We start from the raw sequence: 23565 nt of genomic DNA on the forward strand, positions 1-23565 counted from the left end.
TTCCATTACTTGCAGACTTCCTTGCAAGCTTCTTTTACAAGTTCAAGCCCACGGGCAAGCGCATCCTGAATTTTTGAAGGGTCAGTTCCACCGCCCATAGCAAGGGCAGGCTTTCCGCCTCCGCCTCCGCTAACAATCTTCGACATTTCACGGACAAGACTGCCAGCATTGACTCCACAATTTAAGGCTTTTTGTCCGGCAGATGCTACGAGCTTAACGCCTTCTATGTCGCTTGCAAGAAGGGCCACCACATCTTCATTTTTCAGGAACTCGGTAGCGATTTTCTGGAGTTCAAGAGAATCAGCTCCTGGAATGAATTCGGCAATAACCTTGAGACCTGCAACCTCTGAGGCTTCTCCCAGCAACTTGTAAACCCTGGCGCGGGCAAGTTCTTCCTTGAGTTTCTCGTTTTCTTTTTTGAGGTCTTTCCATTCCCCGAAGAAACGCTCAACACTTGCTGGAAGCTGTTCGGGAGGTACACTTAGGGTCTTTGCAGAACCTGCCAGGAGTGAATCTATCTTTTGCATAGCACGTACAGCTGCAACTCCTGCTGCAAACTCAACCCTCTCTACTCCGTCCTGGATTCTTTCGGTCCTCAGGATTTTGATCGGGCCTACAACTCCTGTACTGACGCAGTGCGTACCTGCACAGGCCTCAACATCATCTCCGACCTTTACAACCCTGATTTTTTCTCCTGGAGGCACTCCACCCTGATAGAGCCCAAAGCCGTATTCCTGCTCGGCTTCAGTCCTTGGCATCCATTCCGTAATAACACGCTTATTTTCCATAACCGTGCGATTTGCCAGAAGTTCTATCTGCTTCAGTTCCTCAGGGGAGATATGCTTATAATGCGAAAGGTCAAGCCTCGAGTGGTCCTCAAACTTCTGGGCACCAGCCTGCCAGATATGTTTTCCAAGAACTTTCCTGGCTGCATCATTTACGATATGAGTTGCCGTATGATGTCTGGCAAGAGTCATCCTGCGCCTTTCGTCCACTTTTCCGGTGGCGATATCACCTTTGCTAATCTCAAGATCCCCATCAGGGTTCTCTATGGTGTGTACTATTACGCCGTCATAGATCTGGACGTCCACCACTCTGTATACCGCATATCCGGTAGTGATTGTTCCCATATCTGCAGGCTGCCCTCCGCCTTCGGCGTAGAAAAAGGTGTTGTCCAGCACTATGTTATTGTCAAAGACATCCAGCACAACAGCCTCAAATTCCAAGCGCGTGGGCTCGTCATAGAAGCTGCGCTTTGTCTTCGGAAGATGTTTAAGCCGGTCTGCAAACGGAATTACTTCTTCTTCCTTTTCTTCGGCCTTGTTATGCAGTTCACCAACAATGGAATAGAAATTGTCAGGGAACTCCACATCTACTCCGATCTCGGCTGCTACTTCTTTTGCCATCTCGGGCGGGATTCCGTGGGAGTCGTAAAGTTCAGTTAACTGGGATAAAGGAATCTTTTCCCCGGTTTTCTTGAAGTGTGAGGCCGATTTCTGGATAATCCTGCGTCCTCTTTCCATTGTATTACGGAATTTCTCTTCTTCCGATTCCAGAATATCCTGTATGACCGGGAAATTTTCCCTGAACTCGGGATACTCGGGCATATTCTTGATATGCATATCCACAATCTCGGAAAGTGGGGTCCTGATGTCTAGGTCATCCATCATGCGTAAAGTCCGCCTGAGGACAAGCCTGGCAAGGTAGCCTGCTTTAACGTTCGAGGGAATAATCCCGTCTCCAAGCATAAAAGCCAAACAGCGGGTATGATCAGTAATTGCATAGACCTTTTCTACGGGTTCCATTATAGCCGAGAGTTTATCCACGGTCATTCCAATGCTCGAGGCAACCTTTTTCCTGAGTTCCTGAAGATTTGCCTGTCCACTGACATCCATAAACCCTGCAAGCCGCGCATTCTGGGACAGAATATTTGCATACTCGGAGTTGGCTAGTTCATGCTCAAGCCCTGCAAGCCCCATGAGTTCGTTTACTATGCCAGGGAAAAGTGCATCATAAATTGTAGGGGAGCCCTTTGAAGCCCAGACAAAACGTTCAAGTCCGTACCCTGTATCTACGATGTAGTTATCCATCTTCGAGTATGTCTCACCTTTGATGAGAATATCGCCTTTTTTGTCGGCTTTCAGGTCCATGAAAACAAGGGTAGCAAGCTCAAGCCCGTTCACAAGAACCTCTACACAGGGACCCGCATTTCCTCCGCCTGCCCAGGGCTCTTCCTTGTAACTTACAGCAAAGGGATCTAACTTAAGTGAATTAAGGAGTTCATCACAGAGTTCCAGAGTATGTTCCTTCCAGTAAATTTCGTGATCCCTTTTATTGAAAGCGTGATGTGCCATCATCTCAAAGGTTGTAAGATGGCGTCCGCTCCTGCCTACTGAGTCCAGGTCGTTAAGGCGAATACAGGGCTGGGAAATCGTGAGGGGATTTGCAGGTGGGGGAACCTGCCCTGAGGTTACGAAAGGCTGGAAGTCTGCAATGGATGCAATGGTAAGATAAAGGTCATCCCTCCAGCGGGCAACTACAGGATAACGATTGACCCTTGTATGTTCCCTCTCTTCAAAGAAGGAGAGGTAATACTCACGCATCTGGGAGATATCAAATTCCCTGGAAAAAGCCGGGTTCCCTATGAAAGAATAAGGATCACAGGGAGCATCTCCACATGTATTTCGATCAAGGTCACGTGTCCAGAAGAACTTGCCACATTTCTGGCACTGCTTCCGGACGAACCCGTTATTTTTGAAAAATTCAAGTTGATACTCATCTTCAAGCATAACAATCTCTCCGGAGGGTGGGGGCTTGCTCTGCCCTAGTATATCTGAGAACAAAAGGAGAAATACCCCGACTCAACCGTTTCAAGGAACTTCCAGGCACTTTAGGTGCACATACATGGAATTTTGAAATCGTATACAATAATTCAGACAATAATTCAGTTTATTCATCCGTTAAATTCAGTTTATTCATCCATTAACTCTTATACAAGTCATGGGATTATTCAGAAAGAATGAAATATCTGTAAATCGTGTGCGAACAATTTGCAACTCGATGTTGCTTTTGCAGCATAAATAACTTACCAACATAACGAAATATATAGTAGTTTATATTAAAGCAGTTGTATACTTATGGACTCTAACCTATTACAGAGATTCTACGGAAAAACCTTATTCTTCATTTTAAAAGGCAAAAAGTTATTCTCATTGAAATAAAGAACAGGTTTTCGATTCAAAGGCTCTCTAAAAATTGGAATCAGGAAAAGGTTAGTTCCTGCACCTGAATTTTTACCTATACAGAACTACGGTCCTTCCACGTACCTCTATCACAGTGGATCTCGTAGCGGCAGCAATCTCTTCAGCAATATTCTTTAAGTCCTTTCCTTCTTCAGCGCTTTTCAGTATCCTTACCTTCACAAGCCTGTTAGCTTTTATTTGCTTATTTAGTTCCTCTACCAGCGTGTCCGTTACTCCGTTCTTTCCGATATTAAGAATAGGGGAAAGCTGGTTTGCTTCGGCTTTTAATCTGTATAATTTTTCTTTTTCCATTGCCCTTCCTTCCTCACATTGGCAGTTGTAAAATCCATCCTGCCAATTATGAAATATTCTCATTATTATAATATAGACATTATTATAAGTTATTACGAAAAATATATAACTAATAAATAAAAGGGTTATTTGTTTCCAGAAACCGTTTGCCATTTACTTGGAGTTGTTTGCTACTTACTCGGAGCTGTTCACCATTCATCTGGATTTCTTCCTTTTCTCATCAGCATCTATATCAACGTTTCCTAGTAAACCTAAGAGCAGTAAGTTAAGATTCTGGATCTAATCTGAATGAATAGAATTTTGAATTTAACATTCTGAGTATTAAGTTTCATATAACTACACTAGCAATCAGTTAAATTCTCATTAAGGATACTGCATTTGTTCTTTTCACTTAACTGTACTTATCGATCTATTCCGGGATACATATAAAAAATGGGTAGAAAGGAGATAAGAGTTGAAAGAGGATTTTTTACCGTAAATTCACTAAATTACGGCTATTTTCCCAATCTGGGAAGGAACAGGACGAAGTTTCCAAATAATTTCGACATCTTTATTAGCAGTTTGACACTTATAAAGGATTTAAAAACAAATCCATGAAAACGTAATCGGTGAACGAAACCCTTTTTTATAAGCTCAGGACGGCGACTGTAAAATGAATCCAGGCTTGCTTGATCTTATCTTATTTTCAGAGAAGAGAAAAGACTTTCTTCTGCTCCTGAAAGAAGGCCCCAAGAATATCGAAGAGATACTTGAGAAGCTTCAGGTGCCCAGGACAGCTCTTCTCCCACAGATAAAGAAGTTAAAAGAAGAGAATCTGGTAATACATGAAGAAGGAATGTACCGGCTCAGCACGATAGGGGAAATTGTTGTAGAAAAAATGCAACCTCTGCTTGATACTTTATCAGTATTTGAGAAAAATGAAGAATTTTGGGCTGATAGAAAGCTCGCCCCTATTCCTTCCCACCTTATAAAAAGGATTAGTGAACTTGGAGACTATCACCTTATAGAACCCGATCTCAGTCATACTTTTGATCTGAATACGGAGTTTGTAAAAATCCTTTCCAATTCAAGCCGTATCCACATGTTTTATTCTTATTTTCATCCTCAATTTCCTGCTCTTTTTCTCAATCTTGCAAGAAAAAGTATTGAAGTTTCCCTTGTATTGAGCGAAGCGGTGTACTTGCGGCTTGTAGAGGATTTCGAAGAAAAGGGAAAAGAATTCCTTGAAATGGAAAACTCAAGCCTTTACATTCTGGAAAAAAAATGGGTGGAAATTCCAGCTCTCATTGCTGCCTCTGACCGGATAATGAGCCTAGGATTATTCAACGAAAGTGGTAGGTTTGATCGTCAGTATTTGATAAGCTTCGAACCACAGGCAATAAAATGGGGGCAAGAACTATTCAAATACTACAGGGATATGAGCAGAGAAATAAAATGAAAGAAACAAAACGTATCGGTCCTCCATAAGATATTGACTAATAGATATAGACTATCTAGAAACTCAAAAATCGATTTGGAATCCCTTATAAGCTCCACATTCATTAAAAAGGGTTGAAATACTTGGGATACAGATTCAACAGCATCGGCGAGGTTTGTAAACTAATGTTTTCGAGGAATTTTCGATCTCTAACTTAAAAATAAAAAAGAAAAACGTTTAGTGGAAAATAAAGCATTATTTCTACTTCTTAAGGTTTTATTCCGTAGTCACGCCGTTAAATTCTTCTGGATTTGCTTCGGCTTCCGCTTTTGTAGCGCGTACAATGCCGTCCTTGTGAACAGGCGGTGAATAGATCGTATAGAATTTCAAAGAACTCTTTTTCGAAGTGTTGATAATATTGTGCTGAGCGCCGGCCGGCACAACCACCGCAGATCCTGGACCGAGTTCGTATTCATTACCGTTAATTATGCACTTTCCCTGTCCTTCTTCAAAGCGGAAAAACTGGTCGTCATTCTCATGCACTTCCGTTCCGATATCTTCCCCGGGCTTGAGGCTCATAAGCACCAGTTGGCTATGCTTTGCAGTATAGAGTACCTTGCGGAAATTATTATTTTCCATAGTGGCTTTTTCGATATTGATAGAAAATCCTTTCATTTTGTTTTTCGCTTTCTCTGCGGTTTTGACTGTCTTCTTTTCAGTTATATTGGGCATCTCTTTAGCGCCTACTACCGCTGCGGTAACTGATAGTAAAAAACAAAATGCCAGCAAAATACCCAGTGTCTTTTTTAGACTCATTTTATTGACTCCCCCGATCTGTTTCAACTTAATCGATTTTGCAAATGTTAGTTTTTCAATTCACCCATGTTGGCAGATATATTCATTTTATCAATAAATCATCCAGTGTATTTTGATGAGGGTACTAACAATAGTAAATTCTATCCTCATTTTATATCATGGGATTTGCCAACAAAGGAAATTTTAAGCACATACAATAGAACAATTATATTTGTTGAATATAATACTAGCAGAAATATAAATATAAGAAGAATTAAAACAAAAATCGCAAAGTTGACTTTTTCCATTCAGTTTTTCCAAACATATTTACAATATTTATATATTTCATAGTATTTCCTCTTCAAAAGCATCGAATTTTCATTAATTCGTTAAACTTGGAACTTAAGCTCATAGATGTTTGACTAACCGAGAAAAATCAAGATTATGGTCCTCAAATAGACAATAAATTTGGAGAGAATTTTGCCACTTGCAGTAACCTTAAATATTAGGTTTGCCTAAATATGAACAAATAAAAATTAGGTTTGCCTAAATATGAGAGTAAAAGTATGAAACTGCCAGTTATCTGTCCTGAAAAAGAGTGCTGCTGCGGAAAAAAGGGATGCACTCCAGGAAAAGGGCTTCCTAAAATTATACTTATAGGAAATCCTAACGTGGGAAAAAGCAGCCTTTTTAATGCCCTCTCCGGAAGTTATACACTGGTTTCCAATTATCCGGGAACTTCAGTTGAAATCACCCATGGAAAAGCAAGGATCGGAGAAAAGGAATATGAAATAATTGACACGCCCGGGATGTATTCCCTGCTCCCTGTAAGTGAGGAAGAAAGGGTCTCTCAGATTCTGCTTTTTGAGGAAAAACCTTCAGTTTACCTCCATGTGGTAGATGCCCGAAACCTCAGACGCATGCTTTCTTTCACCCTGCAGCTTCTTGAAGCAGGAGTTCCTCTTATCCTTGTCCTGAACATGATGGACGAAGCTGAAGAAAGGGGAATTGAAATCAAGATATCTGAACTCAGCCGGTCCCTGGAAATTCCGGTTGTTGGAACGGTTTCAAGCGAAGGAAAAGGGATAGAAGAACTTAAAGCTGCAATTTCGGAGTTTCCCTCAGGAGACAATATGCAAAAATTTAGGCAAAAACTTGACTACGGAACCGAAATTGAGCTATATATCGAAGCAGTTGAAGGTCTTCTTGGCCCTGCAAAAGAAGCCAGAATCTCAGCCGGAATCTCAAGAAGAGCAATCTCACTCCTAATGCTCCAAGAAGACAGAACAGCCCTTGAATACCTGCGCAGGGCTGAAAAAACACCAGAATATTGGGATGAAAGCCATGAAAAAAGCTCTGAAGAAATCCGGAAACTTGTGAAAGCCGCCTCAAAGATATCTGAAGTTCCTCTTTCCTACCAGTTCACCATAAAGCGTCAGGAACATGTAAACGGAATAGTGGAACAGGTAATGGAGACGCCTGAGAGAAGCGAGAACGAAAGTAGTGGGAAAATCGGAAAAATAAGAGCAGAAGAAGGCACTGGAAAGAATGGAAGTAAAATACAAAATAGCAATCTCGGTTTTTCCGAGAAAATCGACAGTATTCTCATCCATCCTGTACTTGGGATACCTGCACTGTTTTTAATCCTGTACTTTGGACTCTATCTGTTCGTAGGTGTATTTGCAGCTGGAACCGTTGTTGATTTTCTGGAAAATACAGTCTTTGGAGGATACATAAATCCCTTTGTAACTGCAAAGTTCGTATCACTTGTACCTTATCCGGCTCTTCAGGACCTTTTTGTAGGGGAATACGGGATTTTTACCCAGGCTGTAACATATGCAATCGCCCTTATACTTCCGATAGTGGGAGCCTTTTTCCTTGTGTTTTCAATTATTGAAGATACCGGATATCTTTCAAGGCTTGGCCTGCTCCTAGATGGTATGTTTAAGAAAATAGGGCTCAGCGGAAGGGCAGTAATCCCAATGGTGCTCGGGTTTGGCTGTTCGACAATGGCTACAATGGTTACCCGAACCCTTGAAACAAAGCGGGAAAGGCTTATTGCAAATATCCTGCTGGCTCTTGCAATTCCTTGCTCGGCACAGTTAGGCATTATTCTTTCAGTCCTTTCGAGAAATCCTGAGAGCCTGCTTATCTGGACTGTAGTAATAATACTGGAGTTTGTCCTGATAGGTTTCCTGGCTTCCAGAGTCCTGCCAGGAGAAGCTCCTACATTCATACTTGAAATGCCCCCTCTCAGGAAACCGAAGCTTTCGAACATACTTGCGAAAACTTACTCCAGAATGCACTGGTATTTTCTGGAAGTTCTTCCCCTATTTGTACTGGCAAGTGTTCTAATCTGGATAGGCAGGCTAACAGGCCTTTTTGCCCTTGCCCTGAAAGTAATAGAATACCCAACAGTCTGGATAGGCCTGCCTCCTGATGCAGCTGATGTCTTCCTTTTCGGTTTTTTCAGGAGAGATTTCGGGGCAGCTGGACTTTATGGAATGCATGATTCCGGATTACTGACAGGTGTGCAACTCTTAGTTGCAGCTATTACTCTTACCCTTTTCATGCCCTGTATAGCCCAGTTCATGATGACGATAAAGGAAAGAGGTTTTAAAACCGCCCTTGCAATTTCGGGTTTCATTTTCCCGTTTGCATTCCTTACAGGTTTTATTGTAAACACCCTGCTGACTTCTTTGGGGGTGAGCCTGTGAAATGTCCACTCTGCGGAAACGAGTTTGAGAAAGCTGATGAAACGAAATGCACTGGCTGCGGAAAACTTCACAGCTGCAGCAAGCAGTGCTGCCCGAACTGCGGATATGAACTTGTACAAGAAGCAAAGATAATTCAATCCATAAGGAAGTTCTTCAAATGGTAACCAGAAACTCACACTTATCCCTGAAACCTATAACTCTCTGCGCAATGGAACCCAGAAAAGCCGGAAAAATTGACCACCTTGAAACAAAGAACCTTGGAATTCTACAGAAGCTAATAGCTATGGGTATCCTCCCTGGAATGCCTACTACCCTACTCAGAAGGTCTCCCTCATATCTTTTTGAGGTTGACCAGACCAGATATGCTGTTGATGAGGAAATAGCAAACCATATTTATGTCAGCTACTGATTTGACTCAACGAAAAGGCAAGAAAAAAAATTATAGGAGAACTAAAGGTCTTGAGTACATGAAATTATTTTGGGATAACACAGGATACAACATATATTATTTTCTTAATTTTAAGTAATGCTTTTTCTTTAAAGCGATACTATCTAAAATCGAATGAAGAATCTTTGATTTTTCTTTGACATTAAGTCCATAAGATTCTCTTTTTGCTTGATTCAGTGCTTTCTTAAGTTCTTCAAGTTCTAAAACAGTTGCAGCAATACAATAATAGCTTTTTGAACGACCTTCGTTAAAGTCTTTTAACATCTCTTTAAGTAAATACTCTCTCTGTTTTTGTATTTTGTCAAATTTATCAATGCCGTTCTTACATATAAATGAAATATCCTCTTCAAGAGTTTGATAACATTTGAAGGAATCAAATTTTTTACCGATTTCTCTATGTTTCTTCCATTTTTCACAAGTGTTGCTTTCTTCGCACTCCCAGCAAAATTCAATTCCTTTTCTTTTTAACGCACAGGTGATAAATGGGCAACCAACAGTCATTCTGGTAGGACTCTTGCATCCTAAGCATCTGCTCTTTGCTTCAGTATTATACATAGGGCAAAGTCTGCAAGAAAGTCCACAGACTCCGATTTCAAGATAGTTGATATGCATAATTAACTTTTAATGTAAGTAATTGATTGCATATTTTTTTTTGGATTTTGAAAGTCTTCAGAAGATATTGATCCTGAAATAAACAATAATTATAATGGGCTTCTTTCAGAGATGAGTGAAAAAGATGTAGATAAATGATTTTTGAAGGTACAATATGCAGTATCTAGTTAATCACTTTTTCAATGTTATTTTTCTTACAAGAAACCCATCTGCCAAAACTTACCAAGGTTATTCCCTCACATGCCTGACAATATGACCGGCTTCAGGAATTATAATTTCAGAAAGAGCAAGTTTCACGGCATTTGGCGAACCCGGGAGACAGAATATCGCTTTTCCTTTAATCACGCCTGCCACAGCTCTGGTAAGGATTACCGACGTTCCTATATCTTCAAGGCTTTTGTACCTGAAAAGTTCCCCAAAGCCTGGAATTTCTTTTTCAAAAATTGGGGTTATTGACTCGATTGTAATGTCTTTTGGTGCAAGTCCTGTGCCTCCGCTTGTAATTATAATATCTATGGAGCTGTCAAGTGCAGCAAAAACTGCATCGGTAATTGAAGTTTTTTCGTCGGAAATCAGCCTGTAAAAGGAAACCTTGTGGCCAGCCGCTTCGAGAAGATCCTTCATGGCTTGTCCTGAAAGGTCTTCAGCGTCCTCAGGCGAAGCGGGGTTTCCGTATTTTTCAAATCTTGAGGTCGAAATTGTGATTAAGGCAAAAAAAAAGGACTTTTTAGCCTCTTTTTTGTGAATTTCCGGTGTGGATTCTTTCATGGAAGTCACATTCTCCATTTTTATTTCTGTTACCAGATTCTTCTTATTTAAATTCCTGTTATCAGTTTTCTGTTATCTAAATTCCTATTATTTAGATTTCCGCTTATATATTCCTGTTATCTAACTTCCTGCTTACTTTTACTTGCTTCTCCATCGGCATTATCAATGTTTGAGTAAGGGTTACAAAGTGTTGACAGAATAACTCAAAAATTAATATATATTTTTATCAATATAATAAATAGAGAATCAGGTCGGATAAAAAATGTAAAAAAACTGGAGAAATACGATATTCAGACAGCCTCTAAGGCAAAATGACTCAAGCTGTTCTTTGGAGACAACGATATGAACAAGCAGGTTACCCAGGACGATGTCATTTACTTCATAGTGACAGACCGCTTCTTTGGCAAGAACAAACGGGTTGCTGATCCATCAGACACGAGCATCCATGGAGGAACGCTCGACGGTATTATCGAGAAGCTTGACTATCTCCTCGAGCTTGGCGTGACGACGATTTGGGTGACGCCGGTTTACGAGAACATCAAAAGTCACAACAACTCGGAACCCTATCACTACTATTGGCCTCTCAACTTCGAGCGAGTCGATAGTCGCCTACTCGACGGCACTCATTTGCCTGAATCAGTGGATATGAGCACGTTCGGAAGCTTTGTTGACTTATGCGAAGCTAAGGGCATGAAGGTAGTGCTCGACATGGTCGTAAATCATGCGGGATATGGGGCGAAGGAACATTTTGACTCCTCCTGGTTCAACGTCGGCGGAACAGACGACATCAAGAAGGAGTTGTATGGCCTTCCGGACTTCAACCACGATAACCCTGAGGTGCTAGACTACTTCATCAATAACATCGAAGATTGGATCATCAAAGGCAATGTCACGAACATCCGCATGGACACCGTCAAACATGTAGAACCCAAGTTCTGGTATTATTTTAAGTCCCAGATCCGCGGAGAGTATCCTCACGTATGTCTTATAGGGGAGGTACTATATGAAAACAAGGATGACGTCAGCAAGCTCTTGGAGTATCAGAATTACCATGACTTCGATTCGATATTCGATTTTCCCCTATGCACAGCCCTGCGGTCCACTCTAATTTATGACGAAAGTCTCAAGAATTGGATTGCACGTCCACGGCTGGACGATGAGGAGCCGCTGGGGGTACTTGATGATGACAATCCGGGCAAAGGTGGATACCGTGACGCGAACATGCTCATAACATTGCTCGATAACCACGACTTAGAAAGGCGCATCATGAGCCATGCTAGGACTAAACACCCAGGTGGAGGCGCTGGGCTTGATTTGGCTATCCGGGTTACGAAGCTCTGCCTCGGCGCTCTGTTCACTATGCGAGGAATACCGCAGATCTACTACGGCACAGAGGTCGGTCTCGAGGGATGGAAAGCAGGCGATGACCGCGACCTACGCCGCGATTTCCCATGGCATGTGATCGGTAATAATAATCATCCGAGACAGCAGTACCACAAGGAATATGAGATATATGAATGGACTCGGGATCTTATACGTCTGCGCAAAGGGAATGAAGCTCTCAAATACGGGACGACTATAACACTATGGTCGGATGATCTTATCTATGCATTCTTGCGTATCGCCACGGATGATGTCGCCTTGGTGATCATTAACAATAGCTACCTCCGGATGCCGAACCCCATCCATCTGGATCTGAATATGTCGGTAATTCCGAAGCGTGTGGTAAAAATGATAACTGGAGGGCTGAAGCACTGGAAGACGGGGCAAGCCTTGACGGTTCAGAACGGTAAGATGCTGGTTAAGGTTGACGGCAAAACAATCGACATCTTCTGCCGCGATGTTTCCTGAAAATTAGAACATATTATATTCCAGCCAGTGACCGAAAGGGAAACAGCCAACTTGTCATTCCAGTGAATCTGGCAATCTTTGATGAATCTTGCCCAGCTAGATTAAAGGCAATAGGTTCAGAGCCTATTCTTGTAGGAACTTGTGCGTTCGAATCTCACTTTTCCCGTTAATTTTTTAAGTTAGGCATATCTCAAACTTTTTGTACGCAACTGCAATATATTTGCAGTGTCGCATTTAGAAAGTTGGGAATATAAATTTAGTTTTATGATTATTATAAGATCCGCTTAATAAAATAAGTCTGTTTTTTGTACGCTTATTAAAGATTTTCACGCATTTGCCTTTTTTGCAAAAAAAGATCCTATCTAAAAATTCATTTCTATGATTCCTACGCTATGTACATTTTAATAGGTTATTAACTAATGCTCAGGTATGTTAATACTTGCAGCAGATGTAGGAACGGGTACGCAGGATATTCTGCTCTTTAATTCTGAGAAAGAGGTGGAAAATAGCCTGCTTATGATCATGCCTTCTCCTACCCAGATAATTGCGAAAAAGGTACGGAAAGCGACCAAAAAGGGAAAAACAATAGTATTTACCGGAAACATAATGGGAGGAGGCCCTTCAACATTTGCCATCAGGGCTCATCTAAAGGCAGGTTTTCCGGTATATGCTACTAAACAGGCTGCTTTAACCATAAACGATAACATTGAAAAAGTGAAGGCTTTCGGGATTCAAATTGTCTCCGAAGCGGAAGCAAAAAAACTTGCATCCGAAAAGAATGTACAGGAAATTGTTATGCAGGACTTCGATCCTGAATCAACTTCGGCTGCACTTTCGGCCTTTGAGGTTCAGATGCCGACAAACTATGCCGTGGCAGTACAGGATCATGGAAATGCCCCTGAAAAGAGTAACAGGGTCTACCGCTTTGAACTGCTTCGAGAACTCATTGAAAAAGGAGGAGAACTTGAGAACTTTGTCTACAGGCCTGAGGAAATTCCTGAAGCTTTTACCCGAATGAAAGCCCAGGCTGATTCCCTTCTTAAAGCTGTAGGGGGCCGGAAAACCAGGGAAATTTTCATGGATACAGGGCCTGCTGCCATCTTTGGAGCACTTACTGATCCTGCGGCGGTACAGCCATCTGTTGTGGTTAATATTGGAAACGGGCATACCCTAGGAGCGCTTGTGAATGAAAACAGAATTACGGCAGTTTTTGAGCACCACACCTCCCTCATGAACCCTGAGAAACTCCAGGACTACATCATAAGGCTTGCCAACGGAAAGCTTGGTTTTGAAGAAGTTTTCGAAGACGGAGGGCATGGAGCGTATAGAAGGGAAGATCCGGGCTTTGAACAGTCTGGTATTGAAAAGATTTGCTTTGAACAGGTTAGATCTATAATAGTTACAGGCCCGAAAAGGCAGATGCTTGAAAAACTTTCGGAGTCCGAAATCCGGGCGGAGATCTCAAATAAACTACATTTTGCCGCACCTTTCGGGAGCATGATGCTTTCAGGCTGTTTTGGGCTACTCGCAGGATTTCTGGAGAAGTACCCGGAGCCATCAATAAACCTTATAAACCACTAAGTACTTAGGGAGTAAGTCGCTTAAGCCCAGAATATACAAATTTTCAGGGATTATAAAAATTCAATTCCGAATCCCTATCAGGGAGCCGGGAAAATACAGTAGCTGCCTGCTGAAGTCCACCAGGGCAGGTTTACAGATAAATGTAAATACAGGCAGGTATCTCTATATGCACATATCTCATACTGAATCGTTTGCCATATGGTTTTTTACGAACTTATGCAAACATTTATATGCGGAAAGGAACCGGAACGGAATCCGTTACAACAAACTTTAGTGAAATTAAGTTAAGCTAAATTAAGTTAAATTAAGCTAAATTAAGTTAAATTAAGTTAAATTAAGCTAAATTAAGTTAAATTAAATTAGACTCATTATCTTTCAGGAGAATCAAGCTTATGGTACGAAAGCCAGGAAGTATGTACAGAAACGTGAGGCAGCGCTCATTTACCAGAAGAAAATACATGGGCGGTGTTCCAGGCAGCCAGGTTATTCACTATGACATGGGAGACAAAGCAAACACAACCTTCCCGATTAAAATCTCCCTGCTTGTAGAAGAAAAATGCCAGATAAGGCACACTGCTCTCGAAGCAGCCCGTATTACAGCAAACAGGCACCTGATTGAAGATACCGGGAAGACGGGCTTTTACATGAAGCTCCGTGTCTATCCCCACGAAGTCCTCAGGGAAAACAAGCAGGCAACCGGTGCAGGTGCTGACCGTGTATCCAGCGGAATGCGCAGGGCTTTTGGGAAGAATGTAGGTACTGCAGCAAGGGTAAACCCATTCCAGAAGATCTTCACAGTGGCTGTTGAAAAGCAAAACTTTGCAGCTGCAAAGAAAGCTCTCTGGCATGCAGGACAGAAGCTTCCAACTCCCTGTAGAATCGTTATCGATGAAGGGGCAGAACTGGTACAGTAACCAGTTAAAATATTAATATCAAAAGGAGCAATAATATGTACGATTACGAAGAGCTTTTGAACCGTGCAATGGCAAAAATGCCTGATACCGAGACTACGGATGCTCGATTCGTAATCCCTGAGCCCAGAATCTTTTCCGAAGGAAAGACTACAATTCTTGAGAACTTCGGAAATATTGCAGATATCCTTAACCGGGACCCTGACCACTTGATGAAATATCTCACAAGGGAACTTGGGACTGCAGGGAAAATAGAAGGCACACGTGCAGTCTTCCAGGGAAGATTTACGAGAGCCCAAATTTCTGATAACATTCAGGCTTATGTGGACGAATACGTTATGTGTTCAGAATGCGGACGCCCAGATACCCAGCTTGTCAAGGTGGACAGGGTGCTTGTCCTGAAGTGTTCTGCTTGCGGCGCTCACAGGCCTGTCAAGAAGAGAAAGGTAAGCAATGTAGTTGTCAGGGATGCCATCGAAGAAGGCGGAACCTATGAGCTCCGGATCGATGCAGTCGGGTCCAAAGGCGACGGAATTGCAAAAATAGACAAATATACGGTTTTCGTGCCCGGAGCCACAAAAGGCGACGTGGTCAAAGTGAAAATAAAGAAAATCAGCGGAAACCTCGCCTTTTCGGAAAGGGCCTGAGGTTTAAGCTTTTGTTAAATATTTTAAAGCAGCTCAGGCCGATTACTTACATTCTCGTGCCCGGGCAGCTTAACCTTAACCGTTGGGTCGCAACCGCTGGGCCGGTTTATCACGCCGATAGGGTTCGGGGATAAGTTTCTCAAATCCAAACATTGTCTCGTTTTCGATCAAACCTTTTTTGAAAAGGTTTGCGGTCAAACATTTACTCAAAAGGGTTGTGGGCAAGCCTTTTTTTAAAAGAGTTGTATTATACTGTCTGGCTAGGCCGTAGTACCAGGGTTTTTTTTCAAGTCTTTTTTCAAAGGGGTTGATTATAAATATCCAACAGGCAAATCAAGAACCTGTGAGGAAAAATGACTGCTGAAAAAAAGGATACGCCGGAAGTTTCATTGAGAGAGATTCAAGCAAAGAAGAAAAATATAGAAATCCTCTCGATGCCCGGGCTGTCAGTAAACCTCCGGCATACCGGCGATATCCTGGAACTTAAGGCAAACAGGACCCTGAAAGCAGCTTTTAGTCCTATCCTGAAAAAGATGAATTCCCGCTTAAAGGAGGAAAAGCTAGCCCTCGTAGAGGAGAACAGGGTTATTGCCTCGGCCTGGCTCCCACCGATACCTAGCCCCGCCTTCAAGCGCCTTATTTTTGCGGAGATACAGATAGCTCTCGGAAAATATATTCCTGAAACCGTATCAATTGAACTTACCCGCCAGAACAGTTCGAGATATCCGCCAGGAACAGTTGAAGACGAACTTCATAAGGATGCTATAAAAAGAATAATAGATGAGGCTTTGGAATCCGGTACTTTCATTATCACATTTACCGAAAATGATCCTCTCTTAAGAGAAGAGGTTTTTGAGCTTATAAGGTATGTGGACAAAAAACGAGCTATAGTAAACTGTTCCACCTGGGGCACGGATTTTTCAGCAGATACTGCTTTCCGCCTGAAGGACGCCGGGCTCCATTCCCTCATGGTGGGCATTTACTCAACTGATCCTGAAAAACACGATGCTGCCCGAAATTCCAGGGGAGCATATGAAAGAGCAGTTTCTGCCATAAAACTTGCACTTGAAGCCGGGCTCATGGTTGTAATGACAACACACGCGTCTCCTTCAAATATTAAGGAACTGCCTGCTCTTTATTCCCTTGCCTTGGAACTCGGAGTCCATGAATTTTCAGTCTGGGAGGCGATGCCCAAAACCAGGGGTGAGCCTGTACTTACTGATGAGGATAGGAAAAATATCCTTGAGATGTACCACAGGATAAATTCCAGCCCAGATGGCCCGCGTATGTTTGCGAATACTTATTTTGAAGGTCAGATGTTGGGAGCAATGGAAGGCAGGCGCTGGATGCATATAACGGCAGACGGAGATGTAAAAGCCGGCCCTTATCCGCCTTTCAGTTTTGGGAATATAAAAGAAGAATCTTTAAAAGACGCCTGGAAGAAAATAAGGAGCTATCCTTACTTCCAGAAGCAGAAAAGCCTGGCCCCGATGCACGATCCGGAGTTTCTGGAGTTTGTTGACAGGATTCCGGAAGGAGCAAAACCGCCATATCCTTTCGAAAAGGTTTGCAGAAAATGAAAAGGGAAACTTTAAGAGATATTTTTATATGTTTTTATAGTGTTTTCACTTTAGAAATCTTTACTGAGATTCCACTTAGCCTGTTTTTTTCTATATGGATACGGCAAGCCAGAAGAAGTAAAAGCAGCATCCACTGGAAAGCAAGTACTTTGCTAGAAAAATAATATCCTGCTAGAAATCCGGTATCAGCCTAGAACTGGCTGCCCGAAGATAAACATTTACATATTAGCAGGTAATTTTAGAGGGCAGTTTAGCTGTAACTGCGTTCATATCTTTAATATTTCAGTAAGAAAAAGCTGTCTGCCTGAGGTTTTCCTCCAGAAAACTGGCAGTAATGAGGGATTTAATGACGAATAAACTTGACCCGTGGAGTTCAAGCGAGATTAATGATTATTCCAAGTTATTCGAAGAATTCGGGATTTCTCCATTTGATGATGTGCTTCCTGAAATCCCTTCCCCACATATGTATATGCGGAGAAGAGTTATCTTCGGGCACCGTGATTACGAACAGATTGCAGAGGCCATGAGGACAGGTGCCCCTTTTTCGGTTATGGACGGTTTTATGCCTTCAGGGAAGATTCACCTCGGGCACAAGATGGTTATGGACCAGATAATCTGGCACCAGCAAATGGGAGCATCGGCTTTTGTCGGGATTGCGGATAGGGAGGCTTTCTCGGTACGCGGCTTTTCCTGGCAGAAATGCAGGCAAATAGGGGTAGAAGAATATATATTAAGCCTTATCGCTCTCGGTTTTAAGCCCGACGGCCTTATTTACTTCCAGTCAGGCTGTGAAAGCGTCAAAGACCTGGCATTTGAACTCGGGGTCAAGGTCAACTTCTCGGAACTGAGTGCAATTTACGGTTTTTCAGGAGAGACAAACCTCTCTCATATGATCAGTGTGGCAACCCAGGCTGCCGATATCCTCCAGCCTCAACTCGAAGAGTTTGGAGGCCCAAAACCGGTTGTGGTGCCTGTTGGGCCAGACCAGGACCCTCACCTTCGGCTGACGCGAGGGCTTGCAGGCAAGATGAGCATGTTCAGGGTAGAGGAGAGAGAAAACGCAAATGGCGGGAAATACCTGAGCGTGCGCGGCAAGGGAGCCCCGAAGGAAGCGTTACAAGAGCTTAAAAAACGCATTCCTGGGAAGGTGAAACTCTATGAAGAGCACCTGGATATACTTCAAACTCCTGACTATCCGTTCCTGGAAAGATTTGTTTTGCAAATAAACCAGCCTGAGAAAAAGAGATACTTTACTGCTGAGCTTAAAGAGATCTCGAAATTCGCCAGTGAAATTAAACCTTATGAATTCTCAGGGTACGAAGAATACTTTGTTTTCAGAAAAGTATGGAAACTCACCCAAAAGATGCTGGACGAGATCGTAGCAGAAGTTGCCGCTGAATTCGAAGGCTATGCTTTCATTCCTCCTGCATCTACTTATCACCGCTTTATGAGCGGGTTGCAGGGAGGAAAGATGTCAAGCAGCATCCCTGACAGTCATATCGCTCTTACTGACGACCCAAAAGAAGGCGCAAAAAAAGTGAAGAGGGCAAAGACCGGGGGATGTATGACTCTTGAGGAGCAGAAAAAACTTGGTGGAAAACCCGAGGAATGCTCTGTTTTCGAACTCATGCTTTTCCACTTGGTAGAAGATGATGATGAACTTATGGAAATAAGAGAGGAATGTGTCTGTGGAACTAGGATGTGTGGGTCATGCAAACAGCTTGCAGCCGAAAAGATGTACGAATTCCTCAAAGACCATCAAGAGAAGCGGGAACTTGCAAGGGAAAAACTCAATGAATATAAAATAATTTACAAAAAGTAACTTTATAAAATAAATTTAGTTTATAAGGTTACAAATTAAATATTATAAAAATCGGTCAGTTATAAGTTTATCAAACTCTTAATATTATCAGGAACGTTAGGATGTGATCATGTATGAGTATTCAGGATAATCTCACAATCAACGAGAAAAAGGTCTTGCTTGCCCTTGAGGATATAGGGTCCGCGGCTCCCGAAAGGCTGGAGGAGAAATCAGGGCTGCAGGTGGATGCGGCAATGCAGGCAGCCTTCATGCTTGAGGAAAAAGGGCTGGTTTCAGTCTCCGAAAAGGTACTCGAACGCTATTCCCTTACAAAGGAAGGGGAAGAGTACACAAAAAACGGGCTTCCAGAGCGCCAGATTATTGATTTCCTGAAAAAACCTACCTCACTTGAAGAATTGAGAAGCCATTTCTCTCCGCAAATGGTAGGAATTGCAACTGGCTGGCTCGTAAAAAAAGGATGGGCGAAAGTTGAAAACGGGGTAATGGTACCGTCGGGAAAAGTGAATGCAGGAAAAGACGAAGAAGCCCTTGCAGTTTTCACAGGAAAAGCAAAGACCCTTGAAGAGCTCGGATCCGACGAAGGAACAATAAAGGATCTGCTCAAGCGTAAAATTATCATAAAACACGAAGAAAAGTTCAGGACGGTTTCCATAACTGGTGCAGGAAATGCGCTTGCCTCCCAGGGGCTTGTCCTTGAAGAAGAAATTGCTCAGATCACACCCGATTTACTGAAGAGCGGTGCCTGGAAGGAGAAAAAGTTCAGGCCTTACCGTCTCGATATTACTCCTAAATCCCTTTACGGGGCCAAAATCCATCCTTACAGGCGCCTTATAGAGCAGATGCGCCAGATATTCCTGGAAATGGGCTTTACCGAGATCAAAGGTGGGATAATCCAAAGTTCCTTCTGGAATTTCGATGCCCTTTTCCAGCCCCAAGACCATCCTGCAAGGGATATGCAGGATACTTTTCACCTGGACAGCACCTGCCAGCTTCCGGGTGAATACTTCGAAAATGTTGCTGCAATGCACGAGCACGGAGGAGAAATTGATTCCTGTGGCTGGGGCGGAATATGGGACAGGGAACTTGCAAAACGCAATGTTCTGAGAACCCACACAACATCCGTTACTGTCAAGTATCTGGCTGACCACCCCAAATCACCTGTAAAAGCTTTCTGCATTGACAGAGCTTACCGCAGGGAAACAATTGACCCTACCCATACCCCGGAGTTCGAGCAGCTTGAAGGGGTTGTAATGGACAAGGATATGTCTTTTGCAGACCTGCTTGGCTTACTGGCAGAATTTTACCACAGGATGGGATTCGAAGAAGTCCGCTTCCGCCCCGGCTATTTCCCGTACACCGAACCGAGCGTGGAGCCCGAGGTTTATGTGGACGGCCTGGGTTGGGTTGAACTTGGAGGGGCAGGCGTTTTCAGAAAAGAAGTTGCCGAACCTTTAGGGATTAAAGACCCTGTCCTTGCCTGGGGACTAGGGGTCAGCCGGCTTGCCATGCTGAAACTGGGACTTAAAGACCTCAGGCTCCTGTACCAGTCCGATATTGACTGGCTCAGAAAAAGTGAAGTTTGTAGGACCTGAGATCTGAACTGAGGGTTGTAACCTGAAACTCTCAGGTCAAAATTTTTATTTTTAGTTTTAAATAAAAAGCTGCACTGGTAAACCCCGCTGTATGCGTTGTGTAAAAATGTGCTCATTGAATACTCTTAATAAGGAAGATTACCCAGTGACTAACAGATAAGAAAGCCTGTTCCTCTTATGGTGCTAAATTAAACAAGCGCCACATTTCTCACCGTGTGGTATATGCATCAAGGTCTGACCAATAGGAAATAATAGAGGGCTATATAAAAGAAGATAATGATTCGATATATCTAGATAAGGATCTTTTTAAGTAAGGATCTTTTTAAGGTCTTTTTGCCAGTTATCATAAAGCCTGGAAGCATTTTATATCTTATGACGGAAAAAATCTGTAATTCTCGGAATTTGACAGAAACATACATTTTGTAATATATAAATTGGCTTTATGATCCGGTTTTCTACATAAAATTTAAAGTTTTATATTCTATTTTATGCGGATTTGATTAAGGTGTAGAATCCCCAAAATTGCTATTTTTATGTAATCTATAAATTATGTTAGAAAAATCGCTATACGTGGTATTCGAAGTTGTGCATAAAACTCGTTAACCGATGGCCAATGAAGAGGTATTAAATATAAAACATCGGCAAGAGAAGCAAAAATTACTGGATTTAAATAGATTTTGAGAGATTTACTGACATTTAAAAATGTTAAAACATCAGCTGGATAAAAAAGATGACCAGATTTTTGCACCACAACCAAAATAATTCCTCCTTTTTCAGCATGATTCACAATTCTCAAACTTTTCTTAGGGATCGAGAATTGGAGAATTTTATCCGCCAAAAAGGAGGAGCTATTCACCTTGTTGTATCAGTAATGAAATATAATTAATACATAATTAATATATTATTATTAAGTTACTGACCATACCACTTATGATCCATAGATGTATTATTACCTATAGCGAAAATATCGATACGATGTGACTCCCACGAGACGGCTGTAGGAGCAGAATATAGTTTCCCACCTCTACAGATCCAATCATGCCAGGAGGAGCCATCATACCACTTATGATGCAGTGTCTGATAATCATTTCCAACGGCAAAACAATCCAATCGATGGGGTTCCCAAGAAGAGATAGCTACACCTTCAGTGAGTTCTCCACCGAGATTTTCCCAGCCATGCCAGGAGCCATCAAACCACTTGTGCTGCATAGATTTATCTTTGCCTATAGCGACAATATCGATACGATTTGAATCCCACGAAACGGCTGCAGGTGCAGAATACAGTTCACCACCTAGATCTTCCCAATCGTGCCAGGTGCCATCAAACCACTTGTGCTGCAGTGTTCTATTAGCTCCAACTGCGAAACAATCCAATCGATTGGGTTCCCAAGAGGAGACGGCTACACCTTCAGTAAGTTCTCCGCCAAGACTTTCCCAGTCATGCCAGGAGCCATCATACCACTTATGATGCAGTGATTTATCTTTGCCTATAGCGAAAATATCGATACGATTTGAATCCCATGAAACAGCTGCGGGTGCAGAATACAGTTCACCGCCTAGATCTTCCCAGTCGTGCCAGGTGCCATCAAACCACTTGTGCTGCAGTGTTCTATCAGCTCCAACTGCGAAGCAATCCAACCGATTGGGTGCCCAGGAGGAAACAGCTACACCTTCAGTAAGTTCTCCACCGAGACTTTCCCACTTGCTCCAAACTGGATTATATTCTGGTGGCACAACGTTGTCGTCGTTGGTTGAAATGGGTTCGGCACCTGCTATTGCACCTGATAACGCCAATGCAAATAAGATTGCAAGCAAAATAGCCAATGTGTTTTTTATTTGCCCTTTCATTCTATGTATTCCCCAAATTTTGGTTCAGTTTTATGACTTTGGCAGTATTGCGAATTTACTGTAAATTCCAAATCAAATTTTCGTACACTGTCGATGAAATTGATCTTGCGATATCGGATTTTTGACCCAACACCTTCTAAAGATTATGATTATACAGAAAAATCGGCACACTGTCAGAATTCCAAGACATTTTATATTCAGTATTTTTTGGAAGTAACTTCTTATATTGAATGAAAATATAAATATTAGTAATTTTTCATTTATCAGTATAAATTTGTGTTAATATATATTATTATCCTAGATTCGACAGGTTAACATATTTATAAGTAGATATTTTTATATTTCCCTTACGTGAGACTCAATATATTCCAGTGAATCTCTCCCATAGTAAGAATTTTTGACTTTATTTTCCTTCTTTCTGAGAAATTCCCGGGAAACTGGTACGCAAAGGTAAAAATTATAGTATCAAACTGCGGAAATATTATTTTTTTCACCACAGTCCTTCATCTAGTTATCTCCTAAACATTCAACAGAAATCCAGAGAATAATCCTATCTTTGATATGGAAAAACGCAGTAAGAAATGCATAGACACTTTTAATTATACTTTATGGTATCGTTATACTCACTATAAGAGCATGCTAAAATAGAATTATAAAAATTCATTTAAATTAGCCATCTTATTTTATTATCTATTGGCCCCCGTGACCAACAACACGACACAAGATCTGTAATCCTATTTTTAAGTAGGGTATTTTCTAATAGAGCCTATCCGAAAAGTCAGTAATGCATGCTGAAAAGTTACAATAAGTCTAAATATCCGGGCATCCGTTCCGGTTTTGCATTTTGTTAATGGAAAGTTACAGTAGGTAACAACACTTTTTAGATAGGCTCTAAGCAGGAAAAAAGGATTATTTAATTTTAAGACAGCCTCTAAGGGAACTTTACATTACATGAAACAAAATGCTAAAAGTGATAAACCGTTTACTCTTAACAGCCATGTTCTGGAAAGGGTGAATAGGTAGAAGGCGTTGGTTTCAACTCAAAAGTAAAATGTGTATATATTTACTGTAAAATGTAAAAATGTAAATTTTATAGTAAAATTATAAATACAGCTTAAGTAGAGTCTGGAATTTTAGAGCCTGTTTTTAATTCCCTAGCTATTCAATGTACCGTTGTGATATTTTTCTTTCTTCAAAGTTGCCTGTTCTTGTAATTATATGGGATATATTTATTTCTGCAAAATCTAAGCCATCTTTTCCTCTTAAAATGTATACTAGGGTCTGATTAAATAAGTTTTCAGGTGAACCGGAGTGAGAAAATGTAAATTCAAATAACATGTCTTCTGTTTCTGTCTTGTTGGTTATATGCATATTTTTCCCTCTTATTCTCTTATTTACTTCCCATTTTTGTATGTGGTATTC

At 41.7% G+C, this 23565-nt stretch carries 21 protein-coding genes and 1 pseudogene; 14 read left to right on the forward strand and 8 right to left on the reverse strand.

Features of this window, described 5'->3' with window-relative positions:
- Positions 1-5 precede the first annotated feature (5 nt).
- Both alaS and BP861_RS15205 read right to left on the reverse strand, forming a co-directional pair.
- Complete coding sequence (alaS, locus tag BP861_RS15200) at positions 6-2789, reverse strand: alanine--tRNA ligase (protein WP_292376856.1); 2784 nt, start codon at positions 2787-2789, stop codon at positions 6-8.
- Between the two features lie 504 nt (positions 2790-3293).
- Positions 3294-3554 carry a YhbY family RNA-binding protein gene (locus BP861_RS15205; protein WP_292376857.1) on the reverse strand — a complete coding sequence of 87 codons (261 nt, stop codon included), beginning with the start codon at positions 3552-3554 and terminating at the stop codon, positions 3294-3296.
- Positions 3555-3986: 432 nt separating this feature from the next.
- Here BP861_RS15205 and BP861_RS15210 point away from each other — a divergent pair, with 432 nt between their 5' ends.
- Together BP861_RS15210 and BP861_RS15215 are read left to right on the forward strand one after the other, a co-directional pair.
- A complete protein-coding gene (locus tag BP861_RS15210; protein ID WP_292376858.1) occupies positions 3987-4151 on the forward strand; it encodes a hypothetical protein in 165 nt (54 codons plus the stop codon).
- 55 nt (positions 4152-4206) lie between these two features.
- Complete coding sequence (locus BP861_RS15215; RefSeq protein ID WP_292376859.1) at positions 4207-4992, forward strand: helix-turn-helix transcriptional regulator; 786 nt, start codon at positions 4207-4209, stop codon at positions 4990-4992.
- Positions 4993-5247: 255 nt separating this feature from the next.
- On the opposite strand, the gene BP861_RS15220 is transcribed toward BP861_RS15215, so the two are convergent.
- Entirely contained in the window at positions 5248-5787 is a 540-nt protein-coding gene (locus tag BP861_RS15220; protein ID WP_292376860.1) for a cupin domain-containing protein, read from the reverse strand.
- Between the two features lie 545 nt (positions 5788-6332).
- On the opposite strand from BP861_RS15220, the gene feoB reads away from it, so the two are divergent.
- Genes feoB through BP861_RS15235 form a run of 3 tightly spaced genes read left to right on the forward strand, consistent with a single transcriptional unit; the run spans position 6333 to position 8892 of the window.
- Positions 6333-8483 (forward strand): ferrous iron transport protein B, encoded by a 2151-nt coding sequence (feoB, locus tag BP861_RS15225; protein WP_292376861.1) that lies wholly within the window; start codon positions 6333-6335, stop codon positions 8481-8483.
- Entirely contained in the window at positions 8480-8647 is a 168-nt protein-coding gene (locus BP861_RS15230) for a hypothetical protein (RefSeq protein ID WP_292376862.1), read from the forward strand. Before feoB ends, BP861_RS15230 begins: the two co-directional genes overlap by 4 nt.
- The gene (locus BP861_RS15235) at positions 8641-8892 is read left to right on the forward strand and encodes a FeoA family protein (protein WP_292376863.1); all 252 of its coding nucleotides are present in this window, start codon (positions 8641-8643) and stop codon (positions 8890-8892) included. Before BP861_RS15230 ends, BP861_RS15235 begins: the two co-directional genes overlap by 7 nt.
- A 96-nt stretch (positions 8893-8988) precedes the next feature.
- Here BP861_RS15235 and BP861_RS15240 read toward each other — a convergent pair whose 3' ends face one another.
- On the reverse strand, positions 8989-9543 hold the full coding sequence (locus BP861_RS15240; protein ID WP_292376864.1) for a DUF3795 domain-containing protein: 555 nt from the start codon (positions 9541-9543) through the stop codon (positions 8989-8991).
- A gap of 228 nt (positions 9544-9771) precedes the next feature.
- A complete protein-coding gene (locus tag BP861_RS15245; protein WP_292376865.1) occupies positions 9772-10311 on the reverse strand; it encodes a MogA/MoaB family molybdenum cofactor biosynthesis protein in 540 nt (179 codons plus the stop codon).
- 342 nt (positions 10312-10653) lie between these two features.
- On the opposite strand from BP861_RS15245, the gene BP861_RS15250 reads away from it, so the two are divergent.
- The 8 genes from BP861_RS15250 to BP861_RS15285 all read left to right on the forward strand — a co-directional run bounded on the left by BP861_RS15250 (position 10654) and on the right by BP861_RS15285 (position 20295).
- The gene (locus BP861_RS15250) at positions 10654-12162 is read left to right on the forward strand and encodes an alpha-amylase family glycosyl hydrolase (RefSeq protein WP_292376866.1); all 1509 of its coding nucleotides are present in this window, start codon (positions 10654-10656) and stop codon (positions 12160-12162) included.
- A gap of 429 nt (positions 12163-12591) precedes the next feature.
- Positions 12592-13743 carry a DUF1786 domain-containing protein gene (locus BP861_RS15255; protein ID WP_292376867.1) on the forward strand — a complete coding sequence of 384 codons (1152 nt, stop codon included), beginning with the start codon at positions 12592-12594 and terminating at the stop codon, positions 13741-13743.
- A gap of 392 nt (positions 13744-14135) precedes the next feature.
- Positions 14136-14657, forward strand: a complete 522-nt coding sequence (locus BP861_RS15260; RefSeq protein ID WP_292376868.1) for a 50S ribosomal protein L16 — start codon at positions 14136-14138, stop codon at positions 14655-14657.
- A 35-nt stretch (positions 14658-14692) separates the two neighbouring features.
- A complete protein-coding gene (locus BP861_RS15265) occupies positions 14693-15301 on the forward strand; it encodes a translation initiation factor IF-2 subunit beta (protein ID WP_292376869.1) in 609 nt (202 codons plus the stop codon).
- An 11-nt stretch (positions 15302-15312) separates the two neighbouring features.
- Positions 15313-15435: a hypothetical protein gene (locus BP861_RS15270; protein WP_292376870.1), complete on the forward strand. Its 123-nt coding sequence runs from the start codon at positions 15313-15315 to the stop codon at positions 15433-15435.
- 219 nt (positions 15436-15654) lie between these two features.
- Entirely contained in the window at positions 15655-16881 is a 1227-nt protein-coding gene (locus BP861_RS15275; RefSeq protein WP_292376871.1) for a radical SAM protein, read from the forward strand.
- 346 nt (positions 16882-17227) lie between these two features.
- Entirely contained in the window at positions 17228-18703 is a 1476-nt protein-coding gene (locus BP861_RS15280) for a tryptophan--tRNA ligase (protein WP_292376872.1), read from the forward strand.
- Positions 18704-18816: 113 nt separating this feature from the next.
- Complete coding sequence (locus BP861_RS15285; RefSeq protein WP_292376873.1) at positions 18817-20295, forward strand: phenylalanine--tRNA ligase subunit alpha; 1479 nt, start codon at positions 18817-18819, stop codon at positions 20293-20295.
- A 547-nt stretch (positions 20296-20842) separates the two neighbouring features.
- Here the strand turns inward: BP861_RS15285 and BP861_RS15290 are convergent.
- Together BP861_RS15290 and BP861_RS15295 are read right to left on the reverse strand one after the other, a co-directional pair.
- Positions 20843-21133: a hypothetical protein gene (locus tag BP861_RS15290; RefSeq protein ID WP_292376874.1), complete on the reverse strand. Its 291-nt coding sequence runs from the start codon at positions 21131-21133 to the stop codon at positions 20843-20845.
- Positions 21134-21207: 74 nt separating this feature from the next.
- Positions 21208-22143: a hypothetical protein gene (locus BP861_RS15295; RefSeq protein WP_292376875.1), complete on the reverse strand. Its 936-nt coding sequence runs from the start codon at positions 22141-22143 to the stop codon at positions 21208-21210.
- A 930-nt stretch (positions 22144-23073) separates the two neighbouring features.
- On the opposite strand from BP861_RS15295, the pseudogene BP861_RS15300 reads away from it, so the two are divergent.
- Positions 23074-23166 (forward strand): annotated as a pseudogene (locus BP861_RS15300) (CRISPR-associated protein Cas1); the annotation flags it as partial.
- Positions 23167-23301: 135 nt separating this feature from the next.
- On the opposite strand, the gene BP861_RS15305 reads toward BP861_RS15300, so the two are convergent.
- A complete protein-coding gene (locus BP861_RS15305; RefSeq protein WP_292376876.1) occupies positions 23302-23514 on the reverse strand; it encodes a hypothetical protein in 213 nt (70 codons plus the stop codon).
- Between the last annotated feature and the right edge of the window lie 51 nt (positions 23515-23565).

This window comes from Methanosarcina sp. UBA411, assembly GCF_002495725.1.
Classification (GTDB): domain Archaea; phylum Halobacteriota; class Methanosarcinia; order Methanosarcinales; family Methanosarcinaceae; genus Methanosarcina.

What these genes read in the sequence shown, in the direction of transcription:
- alaS (WP_292376856.1), bottom strand. Translation starts at nt 2,789, where the DNA reads ATGCTTGAAGATGAGTATCAACTTGAATTTTTCAAAAATAACGGGTTC.
- BP861_RS15205 (WP_292376857.1), bottom strand. Translation starts at nt 3,554, where the DNA reads ATGGAAAAAGAAAAATTATACAGATTAAAAGCCGAAGCAAACCAGCTT.
- BP861_RS15210 (WP_292376858.1), top strand. Translation starts at nt 3,987, where the DNA reads ATGGGTAGAAAGGAGATAAGAGTTGAAAGAGGATTTTTTACCGTAAAT.
- BP861_RS15215 (WP_292376859.1), top strand. Translation starts at nt 4,207, where the DNA reads ATGAATCCAGGCTTGCTTGATCTTATCTTATTTTCAGAGAAGAGAAAA.
- BP861_RS15220 (WP_292376860.1), bottom strand. Translation starts at nt 5,787, where the DNA reads ATGAGTCTAAAAAAGACACTGGGTATTTTGCTGGCATTTTGTTTTTTA.
- feoB (WP_292376861.1), top strand. Translation starts at nt 6,333, where the DNA reads ATGAAACTGCCAGTTATCTGTCCTGAAAAAGAGTGCTGCTGCGGAAAA.
- BP861_RS15235 (WP_292376863.1), top strand. Translation starts at nt 8,641, where the DNA reads ATGGTAACCAGAAACTCACACTTATCCCTGAAACCTATAACTCTCTGC.
- BP861_RS15240 (WP_292376864.1), bottom strand. Translation starts at nt 9,543, where the DNA reads ATGCATATCAACTATCTTGAAATCGGAGTCTGTGGACTTTCTTGCAGA.
- BP861_RS15245 (WP_292376865.1), bottom strand. Translation starts at nt 10,311, where the DNA reads ATGAAAGAATCCACACCGGAAATTCACAAAAAAGAGGCTAAAAAGTCC.
- BP861_RS15250 (WP_292376866.1), top strand. Translation starts at nt 10,654, where the DNA reads ATGAACAAGCAGGTTACCCAGGACGATGTCATTTACTTCATAGTGACA.
- BP861_RS15255 (WP_292376867.1), top strand. Translation starts at nt 12,592, where the DNA reads ATGTTAATACTTGCAGCAGATGTAGGAACGGGTACGCAGGATATTCTG.
- BP861_RS15260 (WP_292376868.1), top strand. Translation starts at nt 14,136, where the DNA reads ATGGTACGAAAGCCAGGAAGTATGTACAGAAACGTGAGGCAGCGCTCA.
- BP861_RS15265 (WP_292376869.1), top strand. Translation starts at nt 14,693, where the DNA reads ATGTACGATTACGAAGAGCTTTTGAACCGTGCAATGGCAAAAATGCCT.
- BP861_RS15275 (WP_292376871.1), top strand. Translation starts at nt 15,655, where the DNA reads ATGACTGCTGAAAAAAAGGATACGCCGGAAGTTTCATTGAGAGAGATT.
- BP861_RS15280 (WP_292376872.1), top strand. Translation starts at nt 17,228, where the DNA reads ATGACGAATAAACTTGACCCGTGGAGTTCAAGCGAGATTAATGATTAT.
- BP861_RS15285 (WP_292376873.1), top strand. Translation starts at nt 18,817, where the DNA reads ATGAGTATTCAGGATAATCTCACAATCAACGAGAAAAAGGTCTTGCTT.
- BP861_RS15295 (WP_292376875.1), bottom strand. Translation starts at nt 22,143, where the DNA reads ATGAAAGGGCAAATAAAAAACACATTGGCTATTTTGCTTGCAATCTTA.
- BP861_RS15305 (WP_292376876.1), bottom strand. Translation starts at nt 23,514, where the DNA reads ATGCATATAACCAACAAGACAGAAACAGAAGACATGTTATTTGAATTT.